Origin of the sequence: Acinetobacter piscicola, assembly GCF_015218165.1 — a bacterium.
In the GTDB taxonomy this organism is placed as follows: Bacteria; Pseudomonadota; Gammaproteobacteria; order Pseudomonadales; family Moraxellaceae; genus Acinetobacter; species Acinetobacter piscicola_A.
Map to the genome: position 1 here is coordinate 2,417,063 of NZ_CP048659.1, position 25,859 is coordinate 2,442,921.

The 25,859-nt window shown below is 37.0% G+C and carries 25 protein-coding genes; 12 read left to right on the top strand and 13 right to left on the bottom strand.

Translation table 11 applies throughout. The features are described 5' to 3' along the window. Window positions 1-9 precede the first annotated feature (9 nt). Window positions 10-789: a TIGR03915 family putative DNA repair protein gene (locus G0028_RS11905; RefSeq protein ID WP_130073202.1), complete on the bottom strand. Its 780-nt coding sequence runs from the start codon at window positions 787-789 to the stop codon at window positions 10-12. Then, on the bottom strand, window positions 789-2,048 hold the full coding sequence (locus tag G0028_RS11910) for a putative DNA modification/repair radical SAM protein (protein ID WP_174492419.1): 1,260 nt from the start codon (window positions 2,046-2,048) through the stop codon (window positions 789-791). The genes G0028_RS11905 and G0028_RS11910 overlap by 1 nt, the downstream gene beginning before the upstream one ends. A gap of 204 nt (window positions 2,049-2,252) precedes the next feature. On the opposite strand from G0028_RS11910, the gene G0028_RS11915 reads away from it, so the two are divergent. Beyond that, on the top strand, window positions 2,253-3,296 hold the full coding sequence (locus tag G0028_RS11915) for an NAD(P)H-dependent flavin oxidoreductase (protein WP_180045653.1): 1,044 nt from the start codon (window positions 2,253-2,255) through the stop codon (window positions 3,294-3,296). A 40-nt stretch (window positions 3,297-3,336) separates the two neighbouring features. Here G0028_RS11915 and G0028_RS11920 read toward each other — a convergent pair whose 3' ends face one another. After that, the gene (locus tag G0028_RS11920; protein WP_174492417.1) at window positions 3,337-3,843 is read right to left on the bottom strand and encodes a DinB family protein; all 507 of its coding nucleotides are present in this window, start codon (window positions 3,841-3,843) and stop codon (window positions 3,337-3,339) included. 195 nt (window positions 3,844-4,038) lie between these two features. Between G0028_RS11920 and G0028_RS21215 the strand changes: the two genes are divergently transcribed. Further along, complete coding sequence (locus G0028_RS21215; RefSeq protein ID WP_257222223.1) at window positions 4,039-4,203, top strand: DUF4291 domain-containing protein; 165 nt, start codon at window positions 4,039-4,041, stop codon at window positions 4,201-4,203. 14 nt (window positions 4,204-4,217) lie between these two features. Further along, the gene (locus G0028_RS11925) at window positions 4,218-4,631 is read left to right on the top strand and encodes a DUF4291 domain-containing protein (protein ID WP_257222224.1); all 414 of its coding nucleotides are present in this window, start codon (window positions 4,218-4,220) and stop codon (window positions 4,629-4,631) included. Between the two features lie 84 nt (window positions 4,632-4,715). Here the strand turns inward: G0028_RS11925 and dusB are convergent, their stop codons facing one another. From dusB to thiE, 5 genes are all read right to left on the bottom strand, one after another. Next, entirely contained in the window at window positions 4,716-5,741 is a 1,026-nt protein-coding gene (gene dusB, locus G0028_RS11930; RefSeq protein WP_373687881.1) for a tRNA dihydrouridine synthase DusB, read from the bottom strand. A 343-nt stretch (window positions 5,742-6,084) separates the two neighbouring features. Then, window positions 6,085-6,687 carry a GGDEF domain-containing protein gene (locus tag G0028_RS11935; protein ID WP_174492415.1) on the bottom strand — a complete coding sequence of 201 codons (603 nt, stop codon included), beginning with the start codon at window positions 6,685-6,687 and terminating at the stop codon, window positions 6,085-6,087. A 298-nt stretch (window positions 6,688-6,985) separates the two neighbouring features. Beyond that, on the bottom strand, window positions 6,986-7,405 hold the full coding sequence (locus tag G0028_RS11940) for a GlcG/HbpS family heme-binding protein (RefSeq protein ID WP_130073196.1): 420 nt from the start codon (window positions 7,403-7,405) through the stop codon (window positions 6,986-6,988). Between the two features lie 151 nt (window positions 7,406-7,556). After that, window positions 7,557-8,858, bottom strand: a complete 1,302-nt coding sequence (gene hemL, locus G0028_RS11945) for a glutamate-1-semialdehyde 2,1-aminomutase (protein ID WP_130073195.1) — start codon at window positions 8,856-8,858, stop codon at window positions 7,557-7,559. Between the two features lie 41 nt (window positions 8,859-8,899). After that, window positions 8,900-9,520, bottom strand: coding sequence for a thiamine phosphate synthase (gene thiE / locus G0028_RS11950; RefSeq protein ID WP_180045652.1), 621 nt, complete (start codon window positions 9,518-9,520; stop codon window positions 8,900-8,902). Window positions 9,521-9,930: 410 nt separating this feature from the next. Between thiE and G0028_RS11955 the strand changes: the two genes are divergently transcribed. Together G0028_RS11955 and G0028_RS11960 are read left to right on the top strand one after the other, a co-directional pair. Continuing rightward, entirely contained in the window at window positions 9,931-10,872 is a 942-nt protein-coding gene (locus tag G0028_RS11955; RefSeq protein ID WP_174492413.1) for an ankyrin repeat domain-containing protein, read from the top strand. Between the two features lie 150 nt (window positions 10,873-11,022). After that, complete coding sequence (locus G0028_RS11960; RefSeq protein ID WP_180048085.1) at window positions 11,023-12,348, top strand: ISNCY family transposase; 1,326 nt, start codon at window positions 11,023-11,025, stop codon at window positions 12,346-12,348. 245 nt (window positions 12,349-12,593) lie between these two features. Here G0028_RS11960 and G0028_RS11965 read toward each other — a convergent pair whose 3' ends face one another. Then, window positions 12,594-12,977: a DUF962 domain-containing protein gene (locus tag G0028_RS11965; protein ID WP_174492412.1), complete on the bottom strand. Its 384-nt coding sequence runs from the start codon at window positions 12,975-12,977 to the stop codon at window positions 12,594-12,596. A gap of 259 nt (window positions 12,978-13,236) precedes the next feature. Between G0028_RS11965 and G0028_RS11970 the strand changes: the two genes are divergently transcribed. Next, window positions 13,237-14,697 (top strand): inorganic triphosphatase, encoded by a 1,461-nt coding sequence (locus G0028_RS11970; protein WP_130073191.1) that lies wholly within the window; start codon window positions 13,237-13,239, stop codon window positions 14,695-14,697. A 19-nt stretch (window positions 14,698-14,716) separates the two neighbouring features. Here G0028_RS11970 and G0028_RS11975 read toward each other — a convergent pair whose 3' ends face one another. After that, window positions 14,717-16,423, bottom strand: coding sequence for an ATP-binding cassette domain-containing protein (locus G0028_RS11975; protein ID WP_180045139.1), 1,707 nt, complete (start codon window positions 16,421-16,423; stop codon window positions 14,717-14,719). Between the two features lie 194 nt (window positions 16,424-16,617). Here G0028_RS11975 and G0028_RS11980 point away from each other — a divergent pair, with 194 nt between their 5' ends. Both G0028_RS11980 and G0028_RS21100 read left to right on the top strand, forming a co-directional pair. Continuing rightward, entirely contained in the window at window positions 16,618-17,952 is a 1,335-nt protein-coding gene (locus tag G0028_RS11980) for a CHAD domain-containing protein (RefSeq protein WP_227554724.1), read from the top strand. Continuing rightward, window positions 17,933-18,082: a hypothetical protein gene (locus G0028_RS21100; RefSeq protein ID WP_227554725.1), complete on the top strand. Its 150-nt coding sequence runs from the start codon at window positions 17,933-17,935 to the stop codon at window positions 18,080-18,082. Before G0028_RS11980 ends, G0028_RS21100 begins: the two co-directional genes overlap by 20 nt. 14 nt (window positions 18,083-18,096) lie before the next feature. Here G0028_RS21100 and G0028_RS11985 read toward each other — a convergent pair whose 3' ends face one another. After that, window positions 18,097-18,729, bottom strand: coding sequence for a hypothetical protein (locus tag G0028_RS11985; protein WP_130073188.1), 633 nt, complete (start codon window positions 18,727-18,729; stop codon window positions 18,097-18,099). Window positions 18,730-18,821: 92 nt separating this feature from the next. On the opposite strand from G0028_RS11985, the gene G0028_RS11990 reads away from it, so the two are divergent. Continuing rightward, entirely contained in the window at window positions 18,822-19,196 is a 375-nt protein-coding gene (locus G0028_RS11990) for a DUF3144 domain-containing protein (protein WP_130073187.1), read from the top strand. A gap of 55 nt (window positions 19,197-19,251) precedes the next feature. Then, window positions 19,252-19,644, top strand: coding sequence for a DUF3144 domain-containing protein (locus tag G0028_RS11995; RefSeq protein ID WP_180045138.1), 393 nt, complete (start codon window positions 19,252-19,254; stop codon window positions 19,642-19,644). Between the two features lie 148 nt (window positions 19,645-19,792). Here G0028_RS11995 and rapA read toward each other — a convergent pair whose 3' ends face one another. Next, window positions 19,793-22,630: an RNA polymerase-associated protein RapA gene (gene rapA, locus G0028_RS12000; RefSeq protein WP_180045137.1), complete on the bottom strand. Its 2,838-nt coding sequence runs from the start codon at window positions 22,628-22,630 to the stop codon at window positions 19,793-19,795. 139 nt (window positions 22,631-22,769) lie between these two features. After that, the gene (locus G0028_RS12005) at window positions 22,770-23,414 is read right to left on the bottom strand and encodes an RluA family pseudouridine synthase (protein WP_180045136.1); all 645 of its coding nucleotides are present in this window, start codon (window positions 23,412-23,414) and stop codon (window positions 22,770-22,772) included. 518 nt (window positions 23,415-23,932) lie between these two features. Here G0028_RS12005 and G0028_RS12010 point away from each other — a divergent pair. Next, on the top strand, window positions 23,933-24,631 hold the full coding sequence (locus tag G0028_RS12010; protein ID WP_180045135.1) for a hypothetical protein: 699 nt from the start codon (window positions 23,933-23,935) through the stop codon (window positions 24,629-24,631). A gap of 56 nt (window positions 24,632-24,687) precedes the next feature. Then, entirely contained in the window at window positions 24,688-25,704 is a 1,017-nt protein-coding gene (locus G0028_RS12015) for a YccF domain-containing protein (RefSeq protein WP_180045134.1), read from the top strand. Window positions 25,705-25,859 lie beyond the last annotated feature (155 nt).

The window sequence follows — 25,859 nt, forward strand, 5'->3', positions numbered from 1 at the left end:
AATTATGATTTATAGTATTTTTTCATTTAAATAGCGCCAATAACGTTTTGGCACATATTGAATATGCAACTTCATGTTTTGTCGTGCTTGAATATTGACACTATTAAAATAATCTTTCCAAAGTTTGTCATATAAAACTTCTTCATCGTCCAATTCAATCGTAAAATTCTGACTTGATCCAATCATATTATTTGAGTCAATTTCACACGCATTCATCTGGATTTGATGGATTTCATTTAAATCATAGTAAATCCCATATTTACGCTGCTCATCATAAATCAACCATTTTTGATCTTGATAACGGGCTTTAAAATGCCGCTCGATTAAAGGTAGCACATTAAAATCGGGTTTAATCAAACTTAAAAATAAAGCATCTTTACACTTTTTAAATCTTACAAAAGCTTCCATGCGGTGCTTTTCACGTCCAACTTGTTTTGCCCATTTTGATAAAGCTAAAACTGAAGGATGCCCATAATTTTGATCAATATTTTTTTGTGATGAAAATACATAGACACTAAAATTGAATAAATGCTGAAAAGCTTCTGCATTTTCAGATAAAAAAGTGTAATAAAAGTTTCTTAATGCACTTATGGAAATTTTTTGCTTTAAACCTTGCCACACCCGCTGCGCTTGCACATCATCTGAAGGTACAACAATGGTATCACCCAATAAGCTATTTTGTGATTGAGCTTGATGACAAATTTCAATCTCAAATTCTTTAAATTGAAATGCTCGAAATACACAGCACAATAGTCCCGTGAGTGTTCCATCAAAAATATAAATTGTCATTAAAAACCAAAACCTAACTGTGGCGAAAGTTGTTTCTGGTATTTCGAGTGACCTGACTGCAAAATCTGTTGACGAATTTGGCTTGGTAACTGCTGCTTTAAAAATTTCGGCGTATCTACACAGTAAATAAAATGTTGTGCGCGATTATAAGCCACACCTAAACGTTTCAATTGATCAATATGAATTTTACCAAACCGCCGTGCCTGCACAATTTTTTTTGCGGAACGTACACCAATACCAGGTACACGTAAAATCATTCGATAATCGGCAGTATTAATATCCACAGGAAATTGTTCCGGATGCCTTAACGCCCAACCTAGCTTAGGATCAACATCCAAATCCAAATAAGGATGCTGATCATCGACAATTTCAGTGGCATCAAAACCATAAAAACGCATTAACCAATCAGATTGATACAAGCGATTTTCACGTAGTAATGGGGGCGCTGAGCCAATGGCAGGTAACATTTTTTCATCATCATTAATAGGAATATAACCTGAAAAATATACGCGTTTTAAGTTAAATGCTTTGTAATGATGATCTGCCATTAAAATAATATCTTGATCTGTTTCGTGATGTGCACCAATCACCATTTGCGTGGTCTGACCCGCTGGCACAAATTTAGGTACAGATTTAATCATTTTTCGCTCATCTTTCAATTGAATGAGACGATCACGCACAATTCCTAAATCTTTTTGAACTTCTTGATGGGTTTTTTCAGGTGCAAATTTCTTCAGTCCTGCTTCTGTCGGCATTTCCAAGTTAATACTCATACGGTCTACATATAAACCCGCTTCATGAATAATCTCAGACGAGGCACCTGGAATGGTTTTGAGATGAATATAGCCGTTAAAATTTTCTTCAAGTCTGAGTTTTTTAACCACTTGTAGCATACGTTCCATCGTAAAATCCGCCGACTTAAAGATCCCTGAACTCAGAAATAATCCTTCAATATAATTACGACGATAAAAATTAATGGTGAGGTCCACCACCTCTTGTACAGTAAAAGAAGCTCGTTTCACATCATTAGAACGCCTAGACACACAATAAGAACAGTCATAAATACAGACATTTGAAAACAAAATTTTGAGTAGAGAAACACAACGACCATCTTCGGTATAACTATGACATATACCTGAGCCTGTGTTCCCTAAACCTTTTTCTTTATTTTTGCGATTGCTGCCACTCGACGAACATGACACATCATATTTGGCAGCATCAGCTAAAATCTGTAATTTTTCACTGATACGATCAGACATACATTGTCACCTGTTTTGCTTAAGGGTAATGTATTATAAAATTCATAGGCAAGATCATGTGTTCTCTTATCTTTTGAACGTCGTATTGTGTCGTTTTAAATTTTAAGTATGAGTGGATAAACATTTCATGACTAAATAACGATTATTATTTGCCATCCTTCATCTAGTTCAGCTAATTTAGGAATATCTTGAAGGAGCACAGTGATGAATATATTAGAACGCTTAGGAATCCGGCACCCTATTTTTTTAGCCCCAATGGCAGGTGTTTCCACACCTGAATTGGCAGCCGAAGTGGCAAATCAAGGAGGTCTTGGCTCACTGGGTTTAGGGGCAAATTCAGTCAGTGCTGCTCGTGAGCAAATCTTAAAAACCCAAGAGTTGACAAGTTTGCCCTTTCAAGTGAACTTTTTTTGCCATCAGCCTGAAGCATTGAATGAAACAGCAAATCAAAGATGGATTGAACATTTAAAACCTGAATTTGCAAAGTTTAATGCAGAAGCGCCACAAGATTTGAAATGCATTTACCCTAGTTTTCTGGACAATGATGATTTTTTAAATTTAGTTTTGCAGACACAACCCAAAGCCGTTAGTTTTCATTTTGGCATTCCACATGCTTATCAAATTCAACAATTAAAAGATGCAAATATTATTACCATGGTGTCTGCCACCAATCTTGCAGAAGCCAAAGCCATCGAAGCAGCAGGTATTGATATCATCATTGCACAAGGTGTAGAAGCAGGTGGGCATCGTGGTATTTTTAATCCTGATTTGGATGGTGCAATTAAAACTTTTGATCTCATTCAACTGATTAAAAAATACTGTCAGACACCTGTCGTCGCTGCGGGCGGTATTATGAACGGTCAACAAGCCAAACAAGCACTGAACTTGGGTGCGGAAGCTGTACAACTCGGCACCGCTTTCGTTCAATGTAAAAGCTCTAATGCCAATACAGCCTATCGCAAAGCATTATTTGACCACCCAATTACCCAAATCACAGCAAGTATTTCAGGACGTCCTGCACGTGGTCTAATTAATCAATGGGCTTCCTTTATTGATCTACCTGATCGTCCACCTGTTGCACCATATCCTTATGCTTATGATTTAGCAAAACAATTGAATGCTTTAGCTGTGCAAAATGGTGAGGTTGGTTATGGAGCTTTTTGGGCAGGTTCAAATGTTGCTCAAATCCGCCCATTAGAAGCACAAGATTTAATCAATCAATTGGTCTTGGAAATGAATCAAGCTTAAATTGATGATTGCAACAATCAGGTCTAAGTCTTAATTGGATTTAGACCTGATATCGTTCCGCCAGCATATACACTAAATCTAACTCAGGACATTGATATTCCAAAGCTGTCATGGCAGCCGTGACCTGTCCCCGATGATGCGTGCCATGATTAAATACATGCAATAATGTTGCTGCATAAGGTAAACTCATTGGTGTACCTGAGGCTCGCTGATAAGTTAAATTTCCTTTGAGTTTTGTGTCATCTAAACCATCGACAAATTCAACCCAATGCTGAGCTTTTTGTACCAACTCATTCAATAATCGCTGTTTTTCCGTATGTAAAATGGTGTCTAAAGACACAATGGGTGAAATACCATGTTTAAAACGTGCGTACCATAAGCTATGTTCGCCCAATAATAAATGATTTAAAGTTCCTGCAATACTCTTAAAATATAATCCAACATTTTGATTAAAATCTATATCTGACATTTCAGCCAAGTGCTTATCCAAACGCTGAGTTGCCCATACATTGTATTCGGCAAAAAGTTGAAATGTCTCTTTATTCATTTTTTCACGTCATCAATACTTGTAATTTATCTTGATACAAACACAATTTTGATTAAAATAACAACATATTTTTATTATTACCATATTTCTCTCATGATAAATCCAATTTTTTGCCTTGCGGTAAATCATTTCCCACTTATTTAACTCGGTTTTTATTTTTCAAAAACTTGGTTCAATGTTTAAGTGAGATTTATCATGCCTGCATATCATGAAATTCGTGCAGTATATGATCGTGACAGCATCGCGGTCTATCAAGCCTATAATCAACAGATCGCTCAACTGGCAGTGCAACATCAGAAATTTGTTGCGCCATTTTCCTTTCACAGAATGACATGGATTAAACCCTCATTTCTATGGTGAATGGGACGCAGTCATTGGGCACGTCAATCAGGGCAAGAACACATTCTTGCCATACGCATCAAACATATTTTTGGGAACGTCTACTTGCTCAAAGCGTACATACTAATCCGAGCTTATTCCAAACACACAAAGATCAACAATGGATTGATCTTTTTGAGCAGGCACAGGTTCGTGTTCAATGGGATCCTGAACGTAATCTGAAAAGTGCCAAACTGGAACATCGTAGTATTCAGATCGGCATCAGTCGTTTTCTGATTCAAAAGTTTAACGATGAGGCAATTCTTGCCATCGATGACATCACGCCTTTGGTTCGAAAAATGGCACAGTTGCGTAAAGATGGACAATATAAACATGCAGAAAAACTGCTGCCCAAAGAACGTATCTATCCTTTAAGCACTGCACTGAAAAGGCATTTAGGGATTGATTAAATCCGTCTTGCTGAGATGAGCATTTATAGAATGAGAGCATGCTCCCATTCTATCTTCCATAGAATCCGCTAAGACAGAACACAGTTAGACATCAAGTAAATTCACTTTCTCAACTTGCACATCACTCATGATATTTCCTTGTTCTAATAAATGATTGAAATAGGCCTCAACAACTTTTGCTTGATCTGCTGTACTTTCCACTTTATACATATTTTGACGGAATTCATTACTTGAACGTAAACCTTTGGTATACCAAGCAATATGTTTTCGTGCAATACGGCAGCCTGAATACTCACCATAAAATTCATATAACTCAGACAAATGCCCCAGCAACACATCTTTCACTTCCTGAATATCAGGTGCGACTAAATGTTCACCTGTTTCGAGATAATGTGCGATTTCACGGAAAATCCACGGGCGACCTTGGGCAGCACGTCCAATCATCACGGCATCAGCCCCTGTATAATCCAAAACATATTTGGCTTTTTCAGGACTATCAATGTCACCATTGGCAATCACAGGAATCGACAGCATGCTTTTTACATCTTTAATCAAGCTATAACGTGCTGTATTTAAATACATATCCTCACGAGTACGCCCATGTAAAGCAAGTGCTGCAATCCCTGCTTCTTCTGCACGTTTTGCCACACGCATAATATTTTCATGCCCATTTAAAAAACCTAAACGGGTCTTTAAGGTCACAGGTACATCGACCGCAGCGACAACTGCATCCAAAATTCGAGCCACTAAGTCTTCATCTTTGAGTAATGCCGAACCTGCCAATTTATTACAAACCTTTTTAGCAGGACACCCCATATTAATGTCGACAATTTGAGCGCCATTCGAGACTTGATAACGTGCCGCTTCAGCCAACTGCTCAGGCTCTGAACCTGCAATTTGCGCTGAAATAGGCGCAAGTTCACCGTCAAAATTGGCACGATATAAACTTTTTTTGGTCATACGTAAAGTTTGATCAGAGGTCATCATTTCACTGACCGCATGTCCTGCACCAAAGTATTTGCACAATGTGCGAAATGGCCGATCAGTGACACCTGCCATCGGGGCAACAAAAACAGGAGAATGCTTTGATCTATCAAATAAGTCTTGAATGACCTGATATTGACTCAATTGTATAACCTCATTTAACGTTTTAAATCCACTACACCCTCTTCATATTCTATTTAAAATACAATTTGCATAGATAGAATACCCTGCCAAAAGTGGTTAAATCGTTATTTACACAGCACAAAAAAGGGCTTAGCATCCCAATCAACATTGGCGCTAATCATTTATTAGGCTATTGTAAATCTTGACGTTATATTTGTGTAAAAAACTTTGGAATAATTAATCGCGCAAAAGCATGACTTATAGTTTTTTAAAATATAAGTCATCTGACAGATAGTTTAGGATTGTTGAGTTGTCACCGAAACCTAAAGTTTTTAAGCGCATTCATTTAAGACAAAGTTTGTGACTCTGCATAGAATGGATTTGATTGATCTTTCATCATAAAGCGATTGTGATCCGCTTGTTGTAATACATCCTGACTCTTAGACTGATGATCTGAAACAGAAATACCGTAACTCAACATTGGTAAAATTTCTTTATTTTTGAGCTTTATAGGATGTGCCTGAATTGCATTCAATAAACGTCCTGCAATTTGCGCCATTTGGGCTTGGTTAATATCATTTAAAATCAAAATAAATTCTGAATCACTCAAACGCCCAATCAAATCAGTTTCACGAATATTATGAGCAAGTTTTTGAGCAACTTCGTAGATTACTTTATCACCAGATTTTTGATTGTATTGCGTACGAATTTCATCTAAATTATCAATATTAATCAATAGAATGCCATAATGCGTTGTTTCTTGTGGGTGCAATTCTTTGACAAATTGATTAATTCCAAACTGATTGTAAACCCCAGTCAAAGCGTCAATTTCTATACTTTGATCTTTTGTATCTTTATGAATCAGTTTCGTAATAAATGAATTTTTCAAAACCTGATTCACAAATCTATACAGTTTACGGCGCTTTTCTGAATAGATTTTATTTCTCATAACAATCCCCTAGCGGTGACATTTTTTTTGTTTTCATCGCATAAATGTAGCAATTTATTCAAAAATTTCCAAACTTATTTTCCTACAAATTACTGACACACATAATAGTAAAAAAAATTTAAGCGAAACATATCACATAAAGTTTAAAAATTTAATAAAAATATTATGGATATATGTTTTTCATTTTCTCATCATCATTGTTCTCTGACTTTTATCAGTCATCAACTCAAAGCAGAGAATTTCATATAATCGAAACAAAATGATGATCAAAATCTTACAGCCAATAACCCAAATACTGCTAAGCGCCACATTGTGCTAAAAATAATTCAATAGCATGTTGTGCAATTTCTGCATCTTCAAATGATTTAACACCTGAAACCCCCACAGCACCGACCAACTGTCCTTGGTATAAAATCGGCTCACCACCTTCTAACATGCCCGAAAAGGTATCCATAGTGAGAAAACCCATCTGACCATTTTTAATTAAATTTTCAAATAAGCCCGAAGGACGACGGCTAATCGCAGAGCATTTGGCTTTTTCTAAACATAAATTTGCAGTCATTGGTGAAGCACCATCCATACGCTTCATAGCAAGTAAATTGCCTGTTTCATCGACAATTGCAATGCTGACATTAAATTGTTTTTGAACTGCATATTGATATGCCTGATCCAATAAAAACTCGGCATCAGCCAAGGTCAAATAATGTTTGGTTTGCATCCATTCATTCCTGTTAAAATTTAAAGGAGTTCCCTCTCCTGAGCGAATTTTTAAGCACTACTTTAAAAATGATGCCAAAGTGAGGGTTAGCCAAAGGTAAAATACTCAATTGCATTTAAAGCAATGCCTTAAATGCAATATAAGTGAGTCATTAACCTTTCATTTCTGCAAAAACTTCTTTTGCCATATCAATGGTAAATTGAATATCTTCATCACTATGTGCAGCTGAAATAAAGCCCGCTTCAAAAGCCGATGGCGCAAGATTGACACCACGTTTTAACATACCGTGGAAGAACTTACGGAAAGCGTCGACATCACATTTCAACATCGAGTCAAAGCTTGTGATATCTTCTTGATCTGTAAAGTACAAGCCAAACATTGCACCCACTTGCTGAGTTTTAAAGGCAATGCCTGCTTCATTCGCAGCAGCTTGTAAACCTATAAGTAATTTTTCGAGTTGTGCAGTAATATTTTCATAAAAGCCGTCTTGGCGTAAATGCTTAAACATTTCAATTCCTGCACGCATCGCCAATGGATTGCCTGACAATGTCCCTGCTTGATACACTTTACCAAGTGGCGCAATGCATTCCATCACTTCACGTTTACCACCAAAGGCACCTACAGGCAGACCTGCACCAATGATTTTACCCAGAGTGGTTAAGTCAGGGGTTACACCATAATGTGCTTGCGCACCGCCCAGGCCCACACGGAAACCTGTCATCACTTCATCAATGATGAAAACTGAACCATGCTCGTCACACACATCACGAATGGCTTGTAAGAATCCATCAATCGGTTTAACCAGATTCATATTGCCTGCGACAGGTTCAACAATCACCCCTGCAATTTCAGCACCAAACTTGGCAAAGCATTCTTTTAAAGTGGGAATATCATTGTATGGCAATGTTAAAGTGTGTTTAGCAAAATCAGCAGGAACACCAGCAGAAGTCGCTTCCCCTTCACCTTTGGTTAATAAACCTGAACCTGCTTTTACAAGCAATGAATCTGAGTGACCGTGATAACAGCCTTCAAATTTGACAATTTTGTCACGCCCTGTATAACCACGCGCTAAACGAATCGCCGTCATGGTCGCCTCAGTCCCTGAGTTGGTCATACGAACCAATTCAATTGAAGGCATAATTTCACAGATAATATCTGCAAGTGTTGTTTCATGCACAGTCGGTGCACCGAAACTTAAACCATCGACAGCAGCATCTTGCACTGCTTTGATAATGTCAGGATGCGCATGCCCTAAAATCATCGGCCCCCATGAACCCACATAGTCGACATAACGCTTGCCATCGACATCGTACAAATAAGCACCCTTGGCTTTTTCAATAAAAACTGGCGTACCACCGACACCATTAAACGCACGTACAGGAGAGTTCACCCCACCTGGAATGTGTTTGCTTGCTTGTTTAAACAATTGTTCTTGCTTGGCAGATAAAGTCATGGAAATGCTCAACTTAAAAATACAATGGCATTCAAAAAAGCTTATGCTTTTGATGCAAATAAATCAGCCCATTCGTGGGTACGCACAGTAACGCCTGATAATGATTGTCCCAATATATCACTAATCACGGCACAAAGGTCGGCACCAGCATCAATCACTTCACTTGAATTTTCAACAGTTAAACCACCAATCGCACAAATTGGCACATTAAATTTTGCTTTGGCTTGTTTTAAAGTCTCTAAACCAATATTACCTGCCTCAGGCTTGGTTTCAGTCGCATAAATTGCACCAAAAGCTACATAGTTTGCACCATCAGCAATGGCTTGTTCTGCAAGTTCAATCGAATTATTACAACTACGACCAATCAAAATATTTTTCGGCAGACGAGTAACTGCTTCTACGATAGAACCATCATCTTGCCCTAAATGTACACCCACACCATATTTTACCGCAGCATCTAAGTCATCATTAATGACAAAAGGGACTTTATATTGCGCACACATCGACTTCATATATTCGATTTCATAGTCCTGATCTTGTTTTGCCACTTTTTTACGGCGATATTGCAATACTGCCACTTCATAAGTTGACATTGCACCTTCAAGCTTTGCCAATAAAAGCTCAATTGGATCATCATTGGTGATTAAATATAAACCGCGCATAAGTCAAAAACTCAAAACAAATACAAAACTTTGATTATTATAAGACAAAGCGTTATGAGAACACATTGATTAAATGTAGAAATTAAAAAACTTAATCATTTACTGAACTTATTGATAAAACTGACTGCAAATAATTTCAGTAATTTGACTCATAGTAAATTAGGCAAAAAGACGACTTTATGATCAATTTTATAAAAAAAAGCTACCAAAACTGTTAAAAGGGCTGAAATGTAACTGGATCGGCTTTTTTTTGCGGATGAGTAGCGGTTGTTAAACAACATAAACCATTGAAATAAAAATAATTTTAATGAATAATTTCGCACAACCTCCCCCCATTATGTTAAATGAAATCAATATTCGAGTAATTTTCTTTTATACTAAAACAAAATTTATGATATTTAATTCAACTTATGAATCCAACAATAGATACAATTTTAAGAAAAGTAGATGGATTAAAGCTTACTCAAGATTTCTTCTTTGTGATGAATAAAACCATTCACTTAAGGTATGCAACTATTTATGAAACAGATGAAATAGGATTCAGAAATCTAGGGAATACTGAAGATATATTTCAAGAAATATATGACCTTATGGATAGTTCAGAATTAGATAATGGAATTTATAGCTATTATTCTATTGATAAAAAAGTAATACATCATACTGATTACAATCCTGAGTTATTTTGGGATGATGCAATGGAATTGATCTTATATCAAACTTATGGGGTAACGCCATCTGATGAAGAAAGAAAAATTCAATTACAGACAAGCCTTCAAGAAGAAAAAATAAAGCAGACCCTAGTATATGCTTGCTATCTTAATTTAGTAGATCAGATAGATTTTTTATTATCAAAAAAAATAAGTAAAGGTGAGTTAAATAGAGAGCTTAAAGGTGTAGGAACTCCTTTAGGATTGAGCATTCAGGAAAATAATACTGATTTAGCTAAGAAATTATTAGAACTTGGTGCAGACCCAAAGAAAAAATCATTTGTATATACGCCACTTGAATTGGCCTTTAGATATTCAGATGAAATGGTATTCTATTTTTTTGAGCATTTTAAAGAATATTTTATTAAAACGATAACACAAAAGGGCTTAGCTATTGCTGGGCTCAATAAAAATACTGAAATTTATAAATTATTAATAGATTTAGGTTGTAATCCACTCGGTAAAGATCCAGTTTTCCAAATGCCTCATGTTTTCGTAGATTATAATAATTTATACGGATTACAGTTCTTAGCTGAATATGGAATAGATATGAAACACAAAAATAAATACAAGGAAACAGCATTTGAAAGAGCACAGAAGCAAGGAAAAACTGAATTAATGAACTACCTAGAAGCGTTTAATTAGGTTTTCTAAAATTAACATAATACACCTTATGCGAAAGCATCTATGTAACTCCAAAATAGAAATGTCCGGTTTCTCCAAAGTAAAAATGTCCGCTTTTAGAATATGCGCTTTTGCGATTATCTAAGCGGACGGTTTGATATGTTGGTGTCTATGTCGGATAAAGAACTTAAACGATTGTCGGTCTTGCAGGAAATCTGCGATCAACGCATAACTCAACCTCAGGCTGCTCAGCTACTTCATATCTCAGAACGTCAAATCAGACGATTACTGCAGAAATATAAAGCTCAAGGCCCAGCTGCATTAGCACATGCTGCACGTGGCCAAACCAGCAACTCCAGGCTTCCTGAAGAAATCAGGCTCAAGTGCCTCAATCTTGTTGCTGAGCAATTCCACGGTTTTGGACCCACTTTAGCGCATGAAAAGCTCACCACTGTTCATGGATTTGATATTTCAGTGGAAACACTACGTTCTTGGATGATTGCAGCTAATTTATGGATTCCTCGCGCCAAGCGTCTGAAACGACCGTATCAGCCTCGTTATAACCGAGATTGCGTCGGTGAACTGATCCAGATTGATGGCTCATATCATGACTGGTTTGAAGGCCGTTCTGCCAAGTGCTGCCTACTGGTATTTATCGATGATGCCACAGGAAAATTACAGCATTTACGCTTCTGTGAATCAGAATCAGCCTTTGACTATATGATTTCAACACGCTTATATGTCGAACAGCACGGTAAGCCTTTAGCATTTTACAGCGACAAACATTCAGTCTTCAGGGTGAATCAAAGCAGCAATAAAGACACCAAGATCACGCAATTTGGACGTGTGCTCAGTACCCTCAATATCGATATCATCTTCGCCAACTCACCACAAGCTAAAGGCCGTGTAGAACGGGCGAATAGAACGCTTCAGGACCGTCTGATCAAAGAAATGCGCTTGGAAGGTATCTGTTCGATTGAGCAAGCGAATGCCTGGCTACCCTGCTTCATTGAGCAGTTCAATCAGAAGTTCGCCAAGATGGCTTTTAATCCTAAGAATCTACATCGGCCTATCACTGAAACAGCCGAAGAATTAGATGATATTTTTACTTGGCGTGAACCCCGCAGAGTCACGAATAGCCTGACGATTACTTATGATAAATGCGTATATCTCCTAGAAAACACCGAAGAAAATCAAAGGTTGATCGGTAAGTATCTTGAGTTCCTGGAATACCCGGATGGTACTGTAGCCCTCATGCATGATGGCCGAAAGATCAATTACAGCCTATTCGATAAATTAAGTCAGCTGAATCAGCGAGAGATTGTTGAGAATAAACGGTTGGGTGCTGTTCTGAATCATATCCAACAACAGCATGAAGAACTGGAACAACAAAACAAACGCAATCGTTCTCAAAAGATGCCAAGTAGACGTGCACAGAAAACAGCGATTGAACAACGAAATCTGAATCCTGTGCTTGACTTGGAAATGTCCATATAGGACATTTCTATTTGGTTATTAGGTAGGACATTTCTACTTGGGAATAACACATCTATATTAATTTAATTATTTCAATAAGTTGAAGTCCATGAAAGTCTGACTTGTGCAAATCAGACTTTTTATATGGTTGATCACGTTCCACGCTTACTTCTTATGGATTATTCCACATTTTTGTTTAGCCTAATTTAATTATCGGATGAAATTTAAAATGCTAAAACATACTAAGCCTTTATTAAAAATAAAATCTAACTCTCGATCTTATCCAACTGACGATCTTTCAGACTTAAGTTACCTCGAACAATATCCGATAACATGCGCCAATCTGAAATAAAGCTATATAATGGTTGTTTAAAACTTGCGGGTTTGTTTTTTTCAAACATAAAATGCCCCACCCATGCACAGGCATAGCCAGACACTAATCCATACACAAAATATTTCGCTTTGCGTTGACGAATTGCTTTACTAAAAAAATAAATCCCGACACTACTCCCTACCGCATGTAGACGGCGACTCGTGATATTACGATGCTCTGTTAAATAAAAACGGTAAAATTCAGCATAGTTTTTAATTGGAAGTTGAAATTGTGGCTGAACAGATACATCCCGTTTTGGCTCAATCTGGCTATTCATCGTAGATCCTTTTGAATATTTTTTATGCCTTTCACTGTATAGTTTGCATTTAAAAAAGGCAATGTCCTTTTTCGGCACAATATCATCCATAGCAGCAAAATCGGCACAGGATTGAACTGCTTTATTGTGTGAATATCCGTTACAATTTAACAAGATCAGTCGTAAAATGTTGCGCAGTCATTTTTCAACGTTGTTATTGAAAAATTTGCTCAAATTTATATTTTTATTGTTTTCATTATTTGTTGTTTAGGAAAATTTCATGCTTGAAGTTGAGTTAAAATTTCAGATTCCAGAAGCTCGCCGCCATGCATTACTCAAAGCATTAGACCCCAAAAAATCTGAAACCGTTCACCTACAAGCTAAATATTACGATACTGAAAACCAATTATTGTCACAACATTCGGCTGCACTGCGTCAACGCCTCGAAGGCACACGTTGGATTCAAACGCTCAAAGCCATGGGTAAAACTCAGCTGCACCGTTTTGAACATAATCATGATCTTGGTGAGCTAGAAACAGCCCCTGAATTAAATTTAGACATTTATCAAGAATATCCCGAAGCATTAGAGATTTTAAAAAATACCCTCGGCGAACACACAGAGCAACTCAAACTACAGTTTGAAACTGACATTCAACGTACCTTTCGTGTGATGCAATATCAAGATGCCGAAATCGAAATCAGTATCGATGTCGGTGAAATTCGCACAGAAACTGCCAAACAAGAGATTTATGAAGTTGAATTTGAACTCAAAAGTGGTTCAATCCAGTCTTTACTCGCGTTTAGTTTTGAATGGGTAAAAAAATATCAACTATGGCTCGATGTACGTAGCAAAGCTGAATTTGGTCATTTATTGGTTGAAAATAAATCGGTCAGCCCAGCTAAATTTGCCAAAGAGCTCATGTTAAATAAAAAAGAATCTGCTGATTTTAATTTACGACTATTGATTGCCAATCAATTACAGCATTTACTGCCCAATATTGCCGCAATTTCAGCACATGTTGCTGAACCTGAACACTTACAACAAGCACAAATCGCCTTACATCATTTACATTTAAGCATTTCATTATTCAAAGAATGGAGTACTGATATTTCGGATAAATGGGCATATCAATTGGCAGCATTTAAAAGCCATTTCCAAAATCTTGCGCATTTTGAACATATGCAAAATACCCTAGGTGCATTGCTACAAAATCCGAAAACAGCAGAGAGTTTGGACAAAGACATTTTATATGCCAAAGAAAAATTGAATAATTTAGTGAAATCTACACTGAACGTTCAACATTATTTAGAACTTTTAATGTTTAGTTTAAATAATGAAAAGAAAACCCAAAGCCACGATTTAAAATGGTTTGCACAAAATACTTTGCAAAATCAATATAAACAACTGCAAGACAGCTTAAATCATGCCGATCTTGCTGACCTCGAAACCTTAGAGGAACTGGCATTAAGACTCAGTGAGTTAAAATTTAGCTTCCCCATTTTAACTGCTATTTATGATGTGAAAAATCTACAGAAATATGGCAAAGCACTCAATGATGCACAACATGCATCTGAGCAATATCAGGTGCTTGCATCATCTTCATCGTATTTACAACAAACCGATTTAGAAGCGAGTGATTGGTTTGCCTTAGGTTGGCTCACCGCGAAACAAGAAGTCTATGCAGAAAAGTTACTTGAAGCGACTGAGCAATTTTTAGTGAGCCGTAAATTCTTAAAATAAATCTATTTTGCAGCGTCATCTACGGATCTACGCTGCATTGATTTTTTGCTACCCATTCATCAAAATTAATGACTTCGTCTGCATACTGCATGGCAAAATTTGCATGAGAAATCATAAAAATTGAAGGCACTTCGGTACGTATAAATTGCATCACCTCCACACTGGTCTGCTCGTCTAAAGCTGCTGTCGGCTCATCCATAATGAGTAATTTTGGTTTTTTTAATAGCGCCCGAATAATGCTAATTCTTTGTTTTTCACCACCTGAAAAACTTTTATAAATATGTTTTAAATCATCATCCAAAGTTAAATTATTTTTCTCTAGCAGATTCAATAAATTAAATCTTGATAAATACATGATTAATTCATGATCACGATAACAATACTGACTATTATGAATTAAATTTTCTCGTAATGTCCCCGAATACACCACCGGTGTTTGACTCACAACAGCAATTTCTTGAAAAATATTTTTCGAAAATTGCTGGCTAATCTCGATATTTTTATAGAACAATTGCCCTGCTTGAATACGTTCTAAGCCAATTAAATAGTTGATAAAACTGGTTTTTCCTATGCCTGTTTGTCCAATTGCGACATAGGTTTTATTTTGTTCAATGTCTAAATTAAAGTTTTCAATGAGGTTTTTACCTAAATAAAATTTTGCATTTTCAAAGTGATATAAAATTGGCAAATCAATAATCGTTTCACAGCTAAATTGATCGGTGTCCAAGTCAAAATATTGGTAAAATTTTTCGATGGCAATAAAGTCACCTTTTAAGTGGATAATACTTTGTGACACCATGAGTAAAGGCATGGTCAGAGCAATAATATAAGTACTGATCAGTACAAAATCACCCGAAGTAACACTTTGATGTTTAAATAAATAGACCGTAAAAAGCATGAATGTCAACAGGAATGTGCCCACAAAGAAGACCTGTATCATCATAATCACAGCTAATCGTCTATAACTTTTGACCATTTCATTTTTATAGCTGCTCAACCGCTTCTCATATAAATTCATTTCATATTGCTGTGCACCATTGACCTTAATATCATAATTAGCTTGAATTTTTTCTACAAAGAACTGCCCAACTTGATTTTGTGCATTGTACATCGCAGTAAAAATATCATTGCCTTTGGCTGTAAAATAAATATTCAATGCAAATGTAACAAAGGCAAATAACATAAAATAAATCGCATAATTTAAAGCAATAGACTGTGCTAACACCCACACCATACTGAGTATTTGAAAAATAATGGGAATTAATACAAAAAGGATGACATAGGTAATTGTGCCAAATGAGGCCGCCCCACGCAAAATATCGGTTTGATAGACACCTAGCTCAATTTTCTTCTGTTCTGCAAAAGTCGTCTTAAAATATTGTTGTACACCACCATGTAGTAATGCAATTTTAAATTTCGTTTGTAAATTTGCACTCAAAAAATTTTGTACATGATTTAAAATATTCATCAACAACCAGCCCAATGCGTATGCGGTTGCCAAGATATATAAATTCATCCATGAAAAAAACTGTCCGATTTCAAGTTGTGTTGAGCCTGATTTCGATTGATCCACAATTTCTTTTAAAATATAAGGCACTGCAACCGACAATAAGGTATGAATGAGTAAAATAATGCCGAGAATCAGCATGTCTTTGAACGGATGCTGATATTGAATTTTGACCACATTCCAAACTAAACGGTAAGTTTTAAATATTTTCAAATCCATGTTTAACCTGTTTTTTATCATGGTTTACTTTTATTTCACCACCAAATTGTATAAAAGCACAGCAAAATGCGCTTTAAATAACCAATCAAAACAAAAGCAGATCGACATGTTTACATACAATATTTTAGTCACCTATAGCGAACAGTCAGGTATTGTTAAGTTAAGCCATTGTTCTCAAAAAAGGATGGATTACGATGTTTGAAGTTGAATTAAAATTTCAAATTGCCAAAGATCAACAGAATGTATTACTTAAAACACTACAAAGAAAAAATCCAAAGATCTTAAATTTGAACGCAAAATATTTTGATACCAATACATTTACCCTTTCAGGCAAACACATTTCGCTACGCCAACGTTTAGAAAATACAATATGGATTCAAACCCTTAAACTACCCACAGCACAGCAGTTACAACGCGCAGAGTTTGAAAATAAGCTCAGTGAGGTAGAACCTACGGCTTTAAATTTGGCTTTTTATCAAACACAAAAGCACATCGATAAAAAAACCCTGAAACTTCTAAACAGTATGCATGCTGATTTACATGTGCAGTTTGAAACTCGAATCAAGCGATCCAACACATTATTTAATTTTCAAAACAGCCAAATAGAAGTCAGTATCGATGTTGGGAACATCCAACACCAAGAGCAAATGATTGAAGTATGTGAAATTGAATTTGAGTTAAAGCAAGGCTCTATTCAAGATTTAATTTCCTTTGTTCTACCACGGGTAAAACGTTATGGGCTCTGGATAGATGTACGCAGTAAAGCGCAACGTGGTTTTTTATTGGCACAAAATCATGCTGATTCTCCTATCGAATTTCAATCACCGCTTATCTTGCATGCTGACGACCCACCTGAGCAAGCCTTAAAAGATATAGTTAACAATACCTTACAGCATTTATTACCCAATAGTAGCGCAATCGCGTCAGGAAATTTTCGCAGTGAACATGTGCACCAAGCACGTGTTGCGATTCGACGTTTGCGTAGTGCCTTCAAAACGTTTTCGACATGGTCGAATCATATTGACCCTACTTGGACAGAACAACTTGCACAATTGTTTAGACAACTCAGTACACGTCGTGATCTTGATATGATTGAAGAAGAATTATGCCCGCAACTCAAAGCAGCAGGTGCTCCTGATGTTGAACGACCACAAGATATAAATGAAAATAGCGCTCACTTAGAGATGGTGTTTCAGTCTACGCCGTTTAATCTGTTGATTTTATCTCTCATTCAATTTGTTAATGAAGATATACATCAAGCAAACAAAGCAAATTTAAAGAAAAAATTTAGAAAAGAGATCAATAAACTGCATCAACAAATTATGCACGATGCACAACATTATTTAGATTTAAGTATTGATGAGCGTCATCGTACCCGTAAACGTTTAAAACGTCTGCGTTATAGTATTGAGTTTATGGCATCAATTTACCCGCCTAAAAAAGTGAATCAATATCTTAAAACGCTTAAACCTGTACAGGAAAGTTTAGGTCAATATAATGATGTAATCGTTGCTGAAAAATGTCTTTAAAAACATTGTGCAACAAGAGCCTAAAGCATGGTTTGCGATCGGTTGGCTTGCTGCACGTGAACAACGTTTATTAGAACAAACTGCACAAGATTTATCGCATTTTTCAGCGACACAGCCTTTTTGGTCATGATTGGGACAATATACCTAGCGATATTTCCCAAAAACCTTCCAAGTATTGTTGTCTGCTAAAGGGTCACTATAGCTATCATTACGCTGTTTTCTTGGTTTATCACGTGCGTCGACCAATTCAAAATGCTGCTCTGTGCTGAGCACTAAACCATTCACATAAAAACGCGTGCGTGTATATTCTGTTTGTCCATGTTGGAAAATATAAGTACGTAAATCAATAAATTCACGATGTGCAACCAATGCAGCCGTGTCATCACTTTCTAACCATTGCTTCATCGCAAGTACTTGTTCAGGCTCAAACTGCCCGCATTTTTCCATTAAACTGGCAAGACCACGAAAGGTTTTTGACTCTTTAGCACGTGTTTTATTGATGCGTATACGGTCTACATGAAAGAAAAATAAGGGTAAATTTAAATGACTGGGCAGATGAATGGCATCTAGGACTTCATCTTCCATAAAGGGTTGAAACAAATCCTGTGCACGTTCAATCAAACCTGTCCATTGTTGATAATAATCTGCAACTTGTTGTTTAGAACCATAATAAATCGGTAAACCTTCAACATTTGCCAAATCCACAGGTGGCCAAATATTTTGACGTAATAAAGCAATGTCACTTTTTAAACTTTGTACTGCGATTGCATCTTGCATGAGAAATCCTTAAAAAGCTTGATTTAATTACTTAGGCTATTTTAAGTATGCTATAGTTCGCTTATACATACAAGTAATTGAGAAATTTTAAAATGGCTGAAAATTCAAATGATTTTGATGGTTTATTAGAACCTGTTGAAAGCGTTGCCGATGAACAGTTTTATGAACGTGCAGATGCATTTATTGCCCTTGCCAATGAACTTTCAGACAATACAGATAATGAAGAATTTGCAACATCAGCCTCTAAAGTCAGTGCTTCATTGATGTATGCCAATGCTCGCTTTAATATTTGGCTAACTGCATGTGGTTATAGTAAAGCTGAAGATTTAAAAGCCAATAAAGAACAAGTTTTGAGTTATTTTTTAGCACAATATCAACTGATGCTTGAAGACAATTTTGATGAATATGCCAACAATTTTGATGAATATATGAATCCACCTGAAGATGAAGTGAAACATTTCGTTTAATCGTAAGATTATCCTATAATGCTGTCATATTTAAATCATTGTTGTGGAAATTTTCATGTCTCAAAAAATTGATGCTACGGATGTCACCGAAGAAGAAGCGTTAAATGCGGTTTTTTTTGAGCGTGCTGACGAATTTATTAAACAAGCCAATGAGTTTTGTCGTCCGCCTAAAGGGCAAAAGCCTGATCCAAATGAGTTACGTGGACAAGTGAGTGCAGCGATGTTGTTTGGTACTGCCCGCTTTAACACTTGGGTAGCAGCCAATACCTTTAAAGATGGCAACGAAATGCGTGATGCGAAAGAACAAGTGATGTCTTATATTCTTCAACAGTTTCAAATGATGTTAGAAGACAATTATGATGAATATTGTGAACAATTCGAAAATTATTTACGTTTCCGTAAAAATGAAGAATTTCATACACATAAACATGATCACGATCATCATTAATTTCGTTCTTATATTATTGAAAAGCCTTGCACCATGCAGGGCTTTTTTATAAAACTCTAAATCATCAGTCACTATAGATCGACTATTTATACTCATCGTCTATGAAAAATAAAAAAGCTCCCGAGGGAGCTTTAATTTTATGAGGTGATTAAGGTTTTACAACAACCAAGACTTGAATCGCTTCAGGTGTAACTGCCAAACCTTCTAACAGATCTAAACCTTCTTTTTGCAGCTTTTGCAAACGGCTAATTTCATCTTCACGAATACTTGGATTGAACTGTTTTAAATAAGTCAAACGGTCAATCTCGTATTGCCATTTACTGCCATACATTTCTTTGGCTTGTTGTTTCAGCTCAGGTAATGCACCTTTAGCAAGCTCAAGTGCCTGTGCATAACGCTGTTCGATCACTTCACGGCGTGCTTTCACCACTTGACGACAACTATTACTATCTAAATGATGTAAATAAGGTTTTAAAATTTCAGGCGCGATTTTATTGGATAGATCCTGACCTTTTTCACTTAACAATACGCGAATCAACTGCTTTGGCAAACTTGAAGGTAAATTCAAGGCCTTAGGTGCAACAACATCAACTTTAAACCACACTTCAAGCAGAACTGAACCTTGTGGTAAAGCCGCTGATTTAAGCACAGCAACATTGGTACTACCAAAAGATTGTGTACGGATCATTTCCATCACGCTTTCAGTAAATGGATGCTCTAAAGTGATGTATTGTGCATCTTCACGAATTTGTGCTTGGTCACGGTAGAAAGTAACGGTCATCCCTTCTTCATCAATGTCTAAGCCTTGCACTTGCATTTGATCCGTTGGCTTGATGATCACTGTACCATTGCTTTGCTCATCAAAATCAATGTTTGTAGATGCCATAAAGCGCTTCATAAACATTGGCAATAAGGTATTATCATCGTAATCTTCAAGTGCATTGACAATCTCTTGTGCCACCATTGGACGACAAGAATTATACTCAAGCAAACGGTCACGCCCTTCTTGCAGTTCATCTTCAAGCGCTTGACGTTGTACATTTACAGCTTCAAGTAAATCTTCAAATGCTTGACCTTTGTCGGTCAATAGACAATCTTTAAGGTCAACAATAAAGTTTTCTTGTAAGGTTTGTGCAGTTGGTGAAATATTACTGAAAATATTCAATGCTTCATTATACCAACGGAACATACGCTCTTGTGCGGTACCAAGTAAATAAGGCACATGAATTTGAATACGGTTTTCTTGACCAATACGGTCTAAACGACCAATACGCTGCTCGAGTACATCTGGGTTTGCAGGCAAATCAAATAAGACTAAATCTGAAGCAAACTGGAAGTTTCGTCCTTCTGAACCAATTTCAGAGCAAAGTAAAATCTGTGCACCATAAGAATCTTCAGCAAAATAAGCTGCGGCTTGGTCACGCTCAAGTAGGCTCATACCTTCATGGAACATCGCAGTACGGATCCCAGCATGGATACGTAAAGCATTTTCCAAAGCTTCAACCACAGGGCCACTACGTGCAATTAGCAATACTTTTTTATGTTTTAAATCTGTACGTAAACGCTCCATCAACCACATTACACGTGGGTCAGTTTCCATCCAAGCCCCATCAAGTTGAGCTTCTTCAGGCCACATTTGTTCACGTAATTTACCATCTTTCGACCAATTTTCTGGTGCAGGAAGTGGCGCAGGTTGACAGTCACGACCAGGGAAACCTTGAATTGCTTCACGGGTATTACGGAATAAAATACGCCCTGTTCCATGACGGTCTAACAACTCATGAATGGCACGGAAACGTTGTTCAGGTTGATCTTCAATCGCATGACCAAGTAAAGTTTCTACCGCAGCCAAATGTTCAGCTTCAAGCGGCAGATCAGACATCAATGCTTCTGCAATTTTCGCAGTATGATGATATTGCTCTTCTTCATCTAAGAAACGATCAAGCGAGCTAAAACGTTGTGGATCAAGTAAACGCAAACGTGCAAAATGACTTTCTACACCCAATTGTTCAGGTGTTGCGGTTAACAATAAAACGCCTGCGGTTTTTTCAGCAAACTCTTCAACAAGGTCATAACGATCATTACCACCTTCTTCTTCGCTCCACATCAAATGATGTGCTTCATCGACCACAAGTAAATCGAAACCTGCTTCAATCGCTTGCTCACGTAAATCATCATGGTCGATCATCAAGTCAACAGAGGCAATGATGCATTGTTCAGTGAGGAATGGATTAAGTTCAGGATCATGCTCTTTGATCGAAGCAGTACGCGTCAAATCAAACAATGAAAAATTCAAATTGAAACGACGGCGCATTTCAATCATCCACTGATATTGCAATGAATCAGGCACCAAAATCAAAATACGTTCAGAACGACCCGTTTTTAGTTGTTGGTGAATGATCAAACCTGCTTCAATGGTTTTACCCAAACCCACTTCATCGGCAAGTAAGACACGCGGTGCAAAACGTTTACCGACTTCATGGGCGATATAAAGCTGATGTGGAATCAACCCGACACGTGCGCCAATCAAGCCACGTAAAGGAGAATTTTGCATATTGGCTTGCATTTGCATGGCTTCGATGCGCAAGTCATACCATTCTTTATAATCGACTTGGCTCGCAAGCAAACGATCAAGCGGTTTTGAAAGCTGAATAGATGCCCCAATACGGGTTTCATTGAGTGATTTACGTTCTTGTGTACCGTCCGCAAGTGTGCGAATCACATTATATCGCAATACACCATGACGATCTTCAACCGACTCGACAGTCCAAGTCACGCCTTCTTGATCTTGCAGCTCATCATTTGCATTAAAAACAATACGAGATAAAGGCGCGTTGTTGCGTGCATAAACACGTGTTTCGTCACTTTTGGGAAAGAGAATGCTAATTGAACGCTCATCAACGTCAATTAAAACACCTAAACCAAGTTCTGTTTCTGTATCAGATAACCAACGTTGACCTATAGCAAATTGTTGCAATTTTTCCACCTTTATCTCATGTTAGGACTGAAAACAGTTGCTCAAATCAGGAGAATATTTGAACAAAGTTTTACCCCATTACGCAATACTTTTTGACACAAAGCCCACTAAAATAATGAGCATTTTCAATCTTGATTAATAAAACAACCTAAAAAGGCACAGGACAATGAAATTGTACAGGCTCCTCTGTTTTAGGATGATGAAAGCGCAGCTGTTCTGCGTGTAGGCACAGACGTGGCATGAGCGCTTGTTGCTCAACTGTTGCATATAACGTGTCACCAATAATGGGGTGACCTAAAAACTGTAAATGTACACGCAGTTGATGAGAACGTCCTGTAATCGGTGTTAATTTGACACGCGTGACAGGCTGTTCTTGTATTTCAAAATGTTCTATTGCCTGCCACTCAGTAATGGCAGGTTTATTGTGCTCAGGGTCAGCAATATGTAAAGGAGGACGACTTGGATCATACACCACAGGGACATCGATGATCCCTTGACCTTGTAAATGTCCAGCCACAACAGCTTGATAAATTTTTGAGGTTTGACGTTCTTGGAACTGACGAGAAATGCATTTTTGTCCCCATTTAGACAGTCCAAACACTAAAATGCCTGAAGTATCACGATCTAAACGATGGATCAGTAAAGTTTTGGGTTCTATTTTTAATAAGCGATTGATCACACAATCTTGTAAATCTGCTGTTTTTCCGGGAACTGTGAGTATACCTGCTGGTTTTGCGATCACCATAAAATCTTCATCACGATGTATCAGGTGTTCGGTAAGAAAATTACTCAAGGTTCAATTCCGCTGATCGTGCAAACAAGCAGGCAATGATAAGAATCTTAGCCTAAAAATACAATGAATATTTTCGTTTTTTCGATTGATTACGTCAATTTTCCTCATCTAAAAAATAGAAAATGCTTTTAAGTCTCTACAGGGTTTTAATTGCTGCTATCACAATAAAAAATAGTTTTAAAATATCCTAAGCTTTCACACCATAAAAATAAAAATGCATCATAGGAACATCACAACGACATCAAAAATTTGATTGAATAGCCTTTGAAAAAATTTTGAAAATCATTGATTACTTCCACACAAAAAGATCGTATGACAAACAAAAGCATCAATATCGTTATTGTACTTTGATGCAATCAACATATGAACAGCCAGAGACAAAATCATATCTTTTGCCAAGAAATTGATAAAAAATGCTCAAAACTGGCTTATTTATAGCAAATTTTGGCATCTTTCAAACTTATTTCATTCACCATGAGCTGCTATAAATAGGTTAGAACAAACTGATGAGTATAATAATGAAGTTGATCCAAAATTCTCTTGTTGCACTTGCACTTGGCACATCTAGCATTTTAACAGGCTGTGCAACAGCAACCCTTCTTGATAAAGATGATGGTATTCGCACCAAAACTGTTAAAAATGTCTTAATTAATGACTATGTTGTTGCTTTTGGAAAGCCTGCACAAACACTCCCCAACATTCCACAAGACAGCATTGTTATTGTGGGTCAACAATATAACTATGTCCTTACACACGGCGGTGCAAAATTTGCTAAAGTCATCTCAGCCCTTGACCCGAAAAACATTCAAGTCACCCGTTCCCTCGACTTTTATTCAGCAAAAAATGATGGAAATTTTTCAGGTTCATTGGATCTGTCTTATATCAAACTCGCTGAAGATGTCAGCAAAGCTGACCGAGAGTTTTTCATTGAAAATGGTGCCGAAGAATGTACCAACTCAAGTGATCAGCGCTTAAAGGCACAACGTTTTTGTTTCGATATTAAACTCGCAGGTGTGGTCTACCCTGCTGCAAGCAACCGTGACTCTTTCAAAGCCTTGAGTAAACCTTATCGCATTAGTATTTATACGCAAACACAGGAAAAGGACTATTCTCAAGCAAGCAGCAATGCTGCAAATAAACTGATGTTATTCCCATTTGCTGTCGCATTTGATGTGGTGACTTTACCTTTCCAAGCCATTCATAAAATATTTGATTAATCCCTTAAATCTATGCAGGATGATCATCAGATTTCCTGCATCATGCCCATCTATTTATGATTCCTTTTTCATTTGCATATTTGTGGATTTTTCTAGTTGCAGCAATTGGCAGTTTGGTTTTTTGCCTGTTTGCCATTGGACTAGTGTTCAGTAAACAATGCCGTATAAAACTTAAAAATGGCAATATTTTTATACAGTCTTTATTTGTCAGTAGTTGTTTATGTGTAGTGCTTGCGTTTGGACTCGCTTTTTTAGTTGAAACAGCAAAACGTGAAAGTCAAACTGAACATGAAGCAACCTATAAAACGCTGACTGCACCACAAACCATTTTAGGCATTCCCATGCCTACAGGCACAGAGCTGTATTTATTCGAACCCAACAATTTAAATTCATTTCGTGAAGCGACTTTTCCTACCCCTGTGGCTTTTGGCAATTTTCAAATTGATAATGTACAAATCCCAAGAGGATTTGAGTTAGAAATGTTTGATGATCGTTCAATCACTTTACGTGGTAAAGGCACAGATCAAGTCGAAGGTTGGCAATGTAAGCTCGAAAATTATATAAAAGTCTATTTAGATGAAAAAGCTAATATTTCAGGTTTGGAATATTGCGCTTTGGCCCATCCTGTCAAACTGAAACACATCACTTTGCAAGCTCAAGCAGAGATTCAACGCAGCCAATATCCGAAATATCCCGATGGCTTCATCGCCCGAGATCTGTGGCAGATTAAAAATCCAATCACCCACTATAAAAATATGTCCTTAGAATGGGCTACAGTCTATTTAGATACACATCATAAAGTGCTGGGTATAGAAAATGGTACGCTTGCCAATGAAATGCATTTAGGTGGAATTGACTACCCGAAAGGTACTGAGTTGAGTTTATTACTACACCCATTACTCAAAGACCAAGAAACTTGGCTACTGATCCCTCCTACAAACCAAACAGCAAAAGCCAAAGATGGCACGACTTATACAGATCAACAAGCGATTTTACACACTAGTCATGGGCAAGTTTTAAAAGTTCTCAGTGCTTATGATGACAGCATCATGTACCGCAGAAGCAATCATTAAATAAAAACCATGATATTATTTTTTCAATGTGATACATACAAATTAAAGATTGGTTTCTCATACAATCACGCATGTGAAATTTATTTGAATACATATTTCGCTTCTGAGTTCATTCAAAATTGTTATACATATATTTTCTTACATTTTTCATTCGA

Excerpts from the sequence above, each read along its gene's own strand:
- G0028_RS11955 (WP_174492413.1), top strand. The coding sequence starts at position 9,931 with ATGAATCCAACAATAGATACAATTTTAAGAAAAGTAGATGGATTAAAG.
- G0028_RS11960 (WP_180048085.1), top strand. The coding sequence starts at position 11,023 with ATGTCGGATAAAGAACTTAAACGATTGTCGGTCTTGCAGGAAATCTGC.
- G0028_RS11905 (WP_130073202.1), bottom strand. The coding sequence starts at position 789 with ATGACAATTTATATTTTTGATGGAACACTCACGGGACTATTGTGCTGT.
- G0028_RS11920 (WP_174492417.1), bottom strand. The coding sequence starts at position 3,843 with ATGAATAAAGAGACATTTCAACTTTTTGCCGAATACAATGTATGGGCA.
- G0028_RS11935 (WP_174492415.1), bottom strand. The coding sequence starts at position 6,687 with ATGAGAAATAAAATCTATTCAGAAAAGCGCCGTAAACTGTATAGATTT.
- G0028_RS11990 (WP_130073187.1), top strand. The coding sequence starts at position 18,822 with ATGGCTGAAAATTCAAATGATTTTGATGGTTTATTAGAACCTGTTGAA.
- G0028_RS11910 (WP_174492419.1), bottom strand. The coding sequence starts at position 2,048 with ATGTCTGATCGTATCAGTGAAAAATTACAGATTTTAGCTGATGCTGCC.
- hemL (WP_130073195.1), bottom strand. The coding sequence starts at position 8,858 with ATGACTTTATCTGCCAAGCAAGAACAATTGTTTAAACAAGCAAGCAAA.
- G0028_RS12010 (WP_180045135.1), top strand. The coding sequence starts at position 23,933 with ATGAAGTTGATCCAAAATTCTCTTGTTGCACTTGCACTTGGCACATCT.
- G0028_RS11915 (WP_180045653.1), top strand. The coding sequence starts at position 2,253 with ATGAATATATTAGAACGCTTAGGAATCCGGCACCCTATTTTTTTAGCC.
- G0028_RS11965 (WP_174492412.1), bottom strand. The coding sequence starts at position 12,977 with ATGAATAGCCAGATTGAGCCAAAACGGGATGTATCTGTTCAGCCACAA.
- thiE (WP_180045652.1), bottom strand. The coding sequence starts at position 9,520 with ATGCGCGGTTTATATTTAATCACCAATGATGATCCAATTGAGCTTTTA.
- G0028_RS11975 (WP_180045139.1), bottom strand. The coding sequence starts at position 16,423 with ATGGATTTGAAAATATTTAAAACTTACCGTTTAGTTTGGAATGTGGTC.
- G0028_RS11995 (WP_180045138.1), top strand. The coding sequence starts at position 19,252 with ATGTCTCAAAAAATTGATGCTACGGATGTCACCGAAGAAGAAGCGTTA.
- G0028_RS11980 (WP_227554724.1), top strand. The coding sequence starts at position 16,618 with ATGTTTGAAGTTGAATTAAAATTTCAAATTGCCAAAGATCAACAGAAT.
- G0028_RS11970 (WP_130073191.1), top strand. The coding sequence starts at position 13,237 with ATGCTTGAAGTTGAGTTAAAATTTCAGATTCCAGAAGCTCGCCGCCAT.
- G0028_RS11940 (WP_130073196.1), bottom strand. The coding sequence starts at position 7,405 with ATGCAAACCAAACATTATTTGACCTTGGCTGATGCCGAGTTTTTATTG.
- G0028_RS12015 (WP_180045134.1), top strand. The coding sequence starts at position 24,688 with ATGATTCCTTTTTCATTTGCATATTTGTGGATTTTTCTAGTTGCAGCA.
- G0028_RS21215 (WP_257222223.1), top strand. The coding sequence starts at position 4,039 with ATGCCTGCATATCATGAAATTCGTGCAGTATATGATCGTGACAGCATC.
- G0028_RS11985 (WP_130073188.1), bottom strand. The coding sequence starts at position 18,729 with ATGCAAGATGCAATCGCAGTACAAAGTTTAAAAAGTGACATTGCTTTA.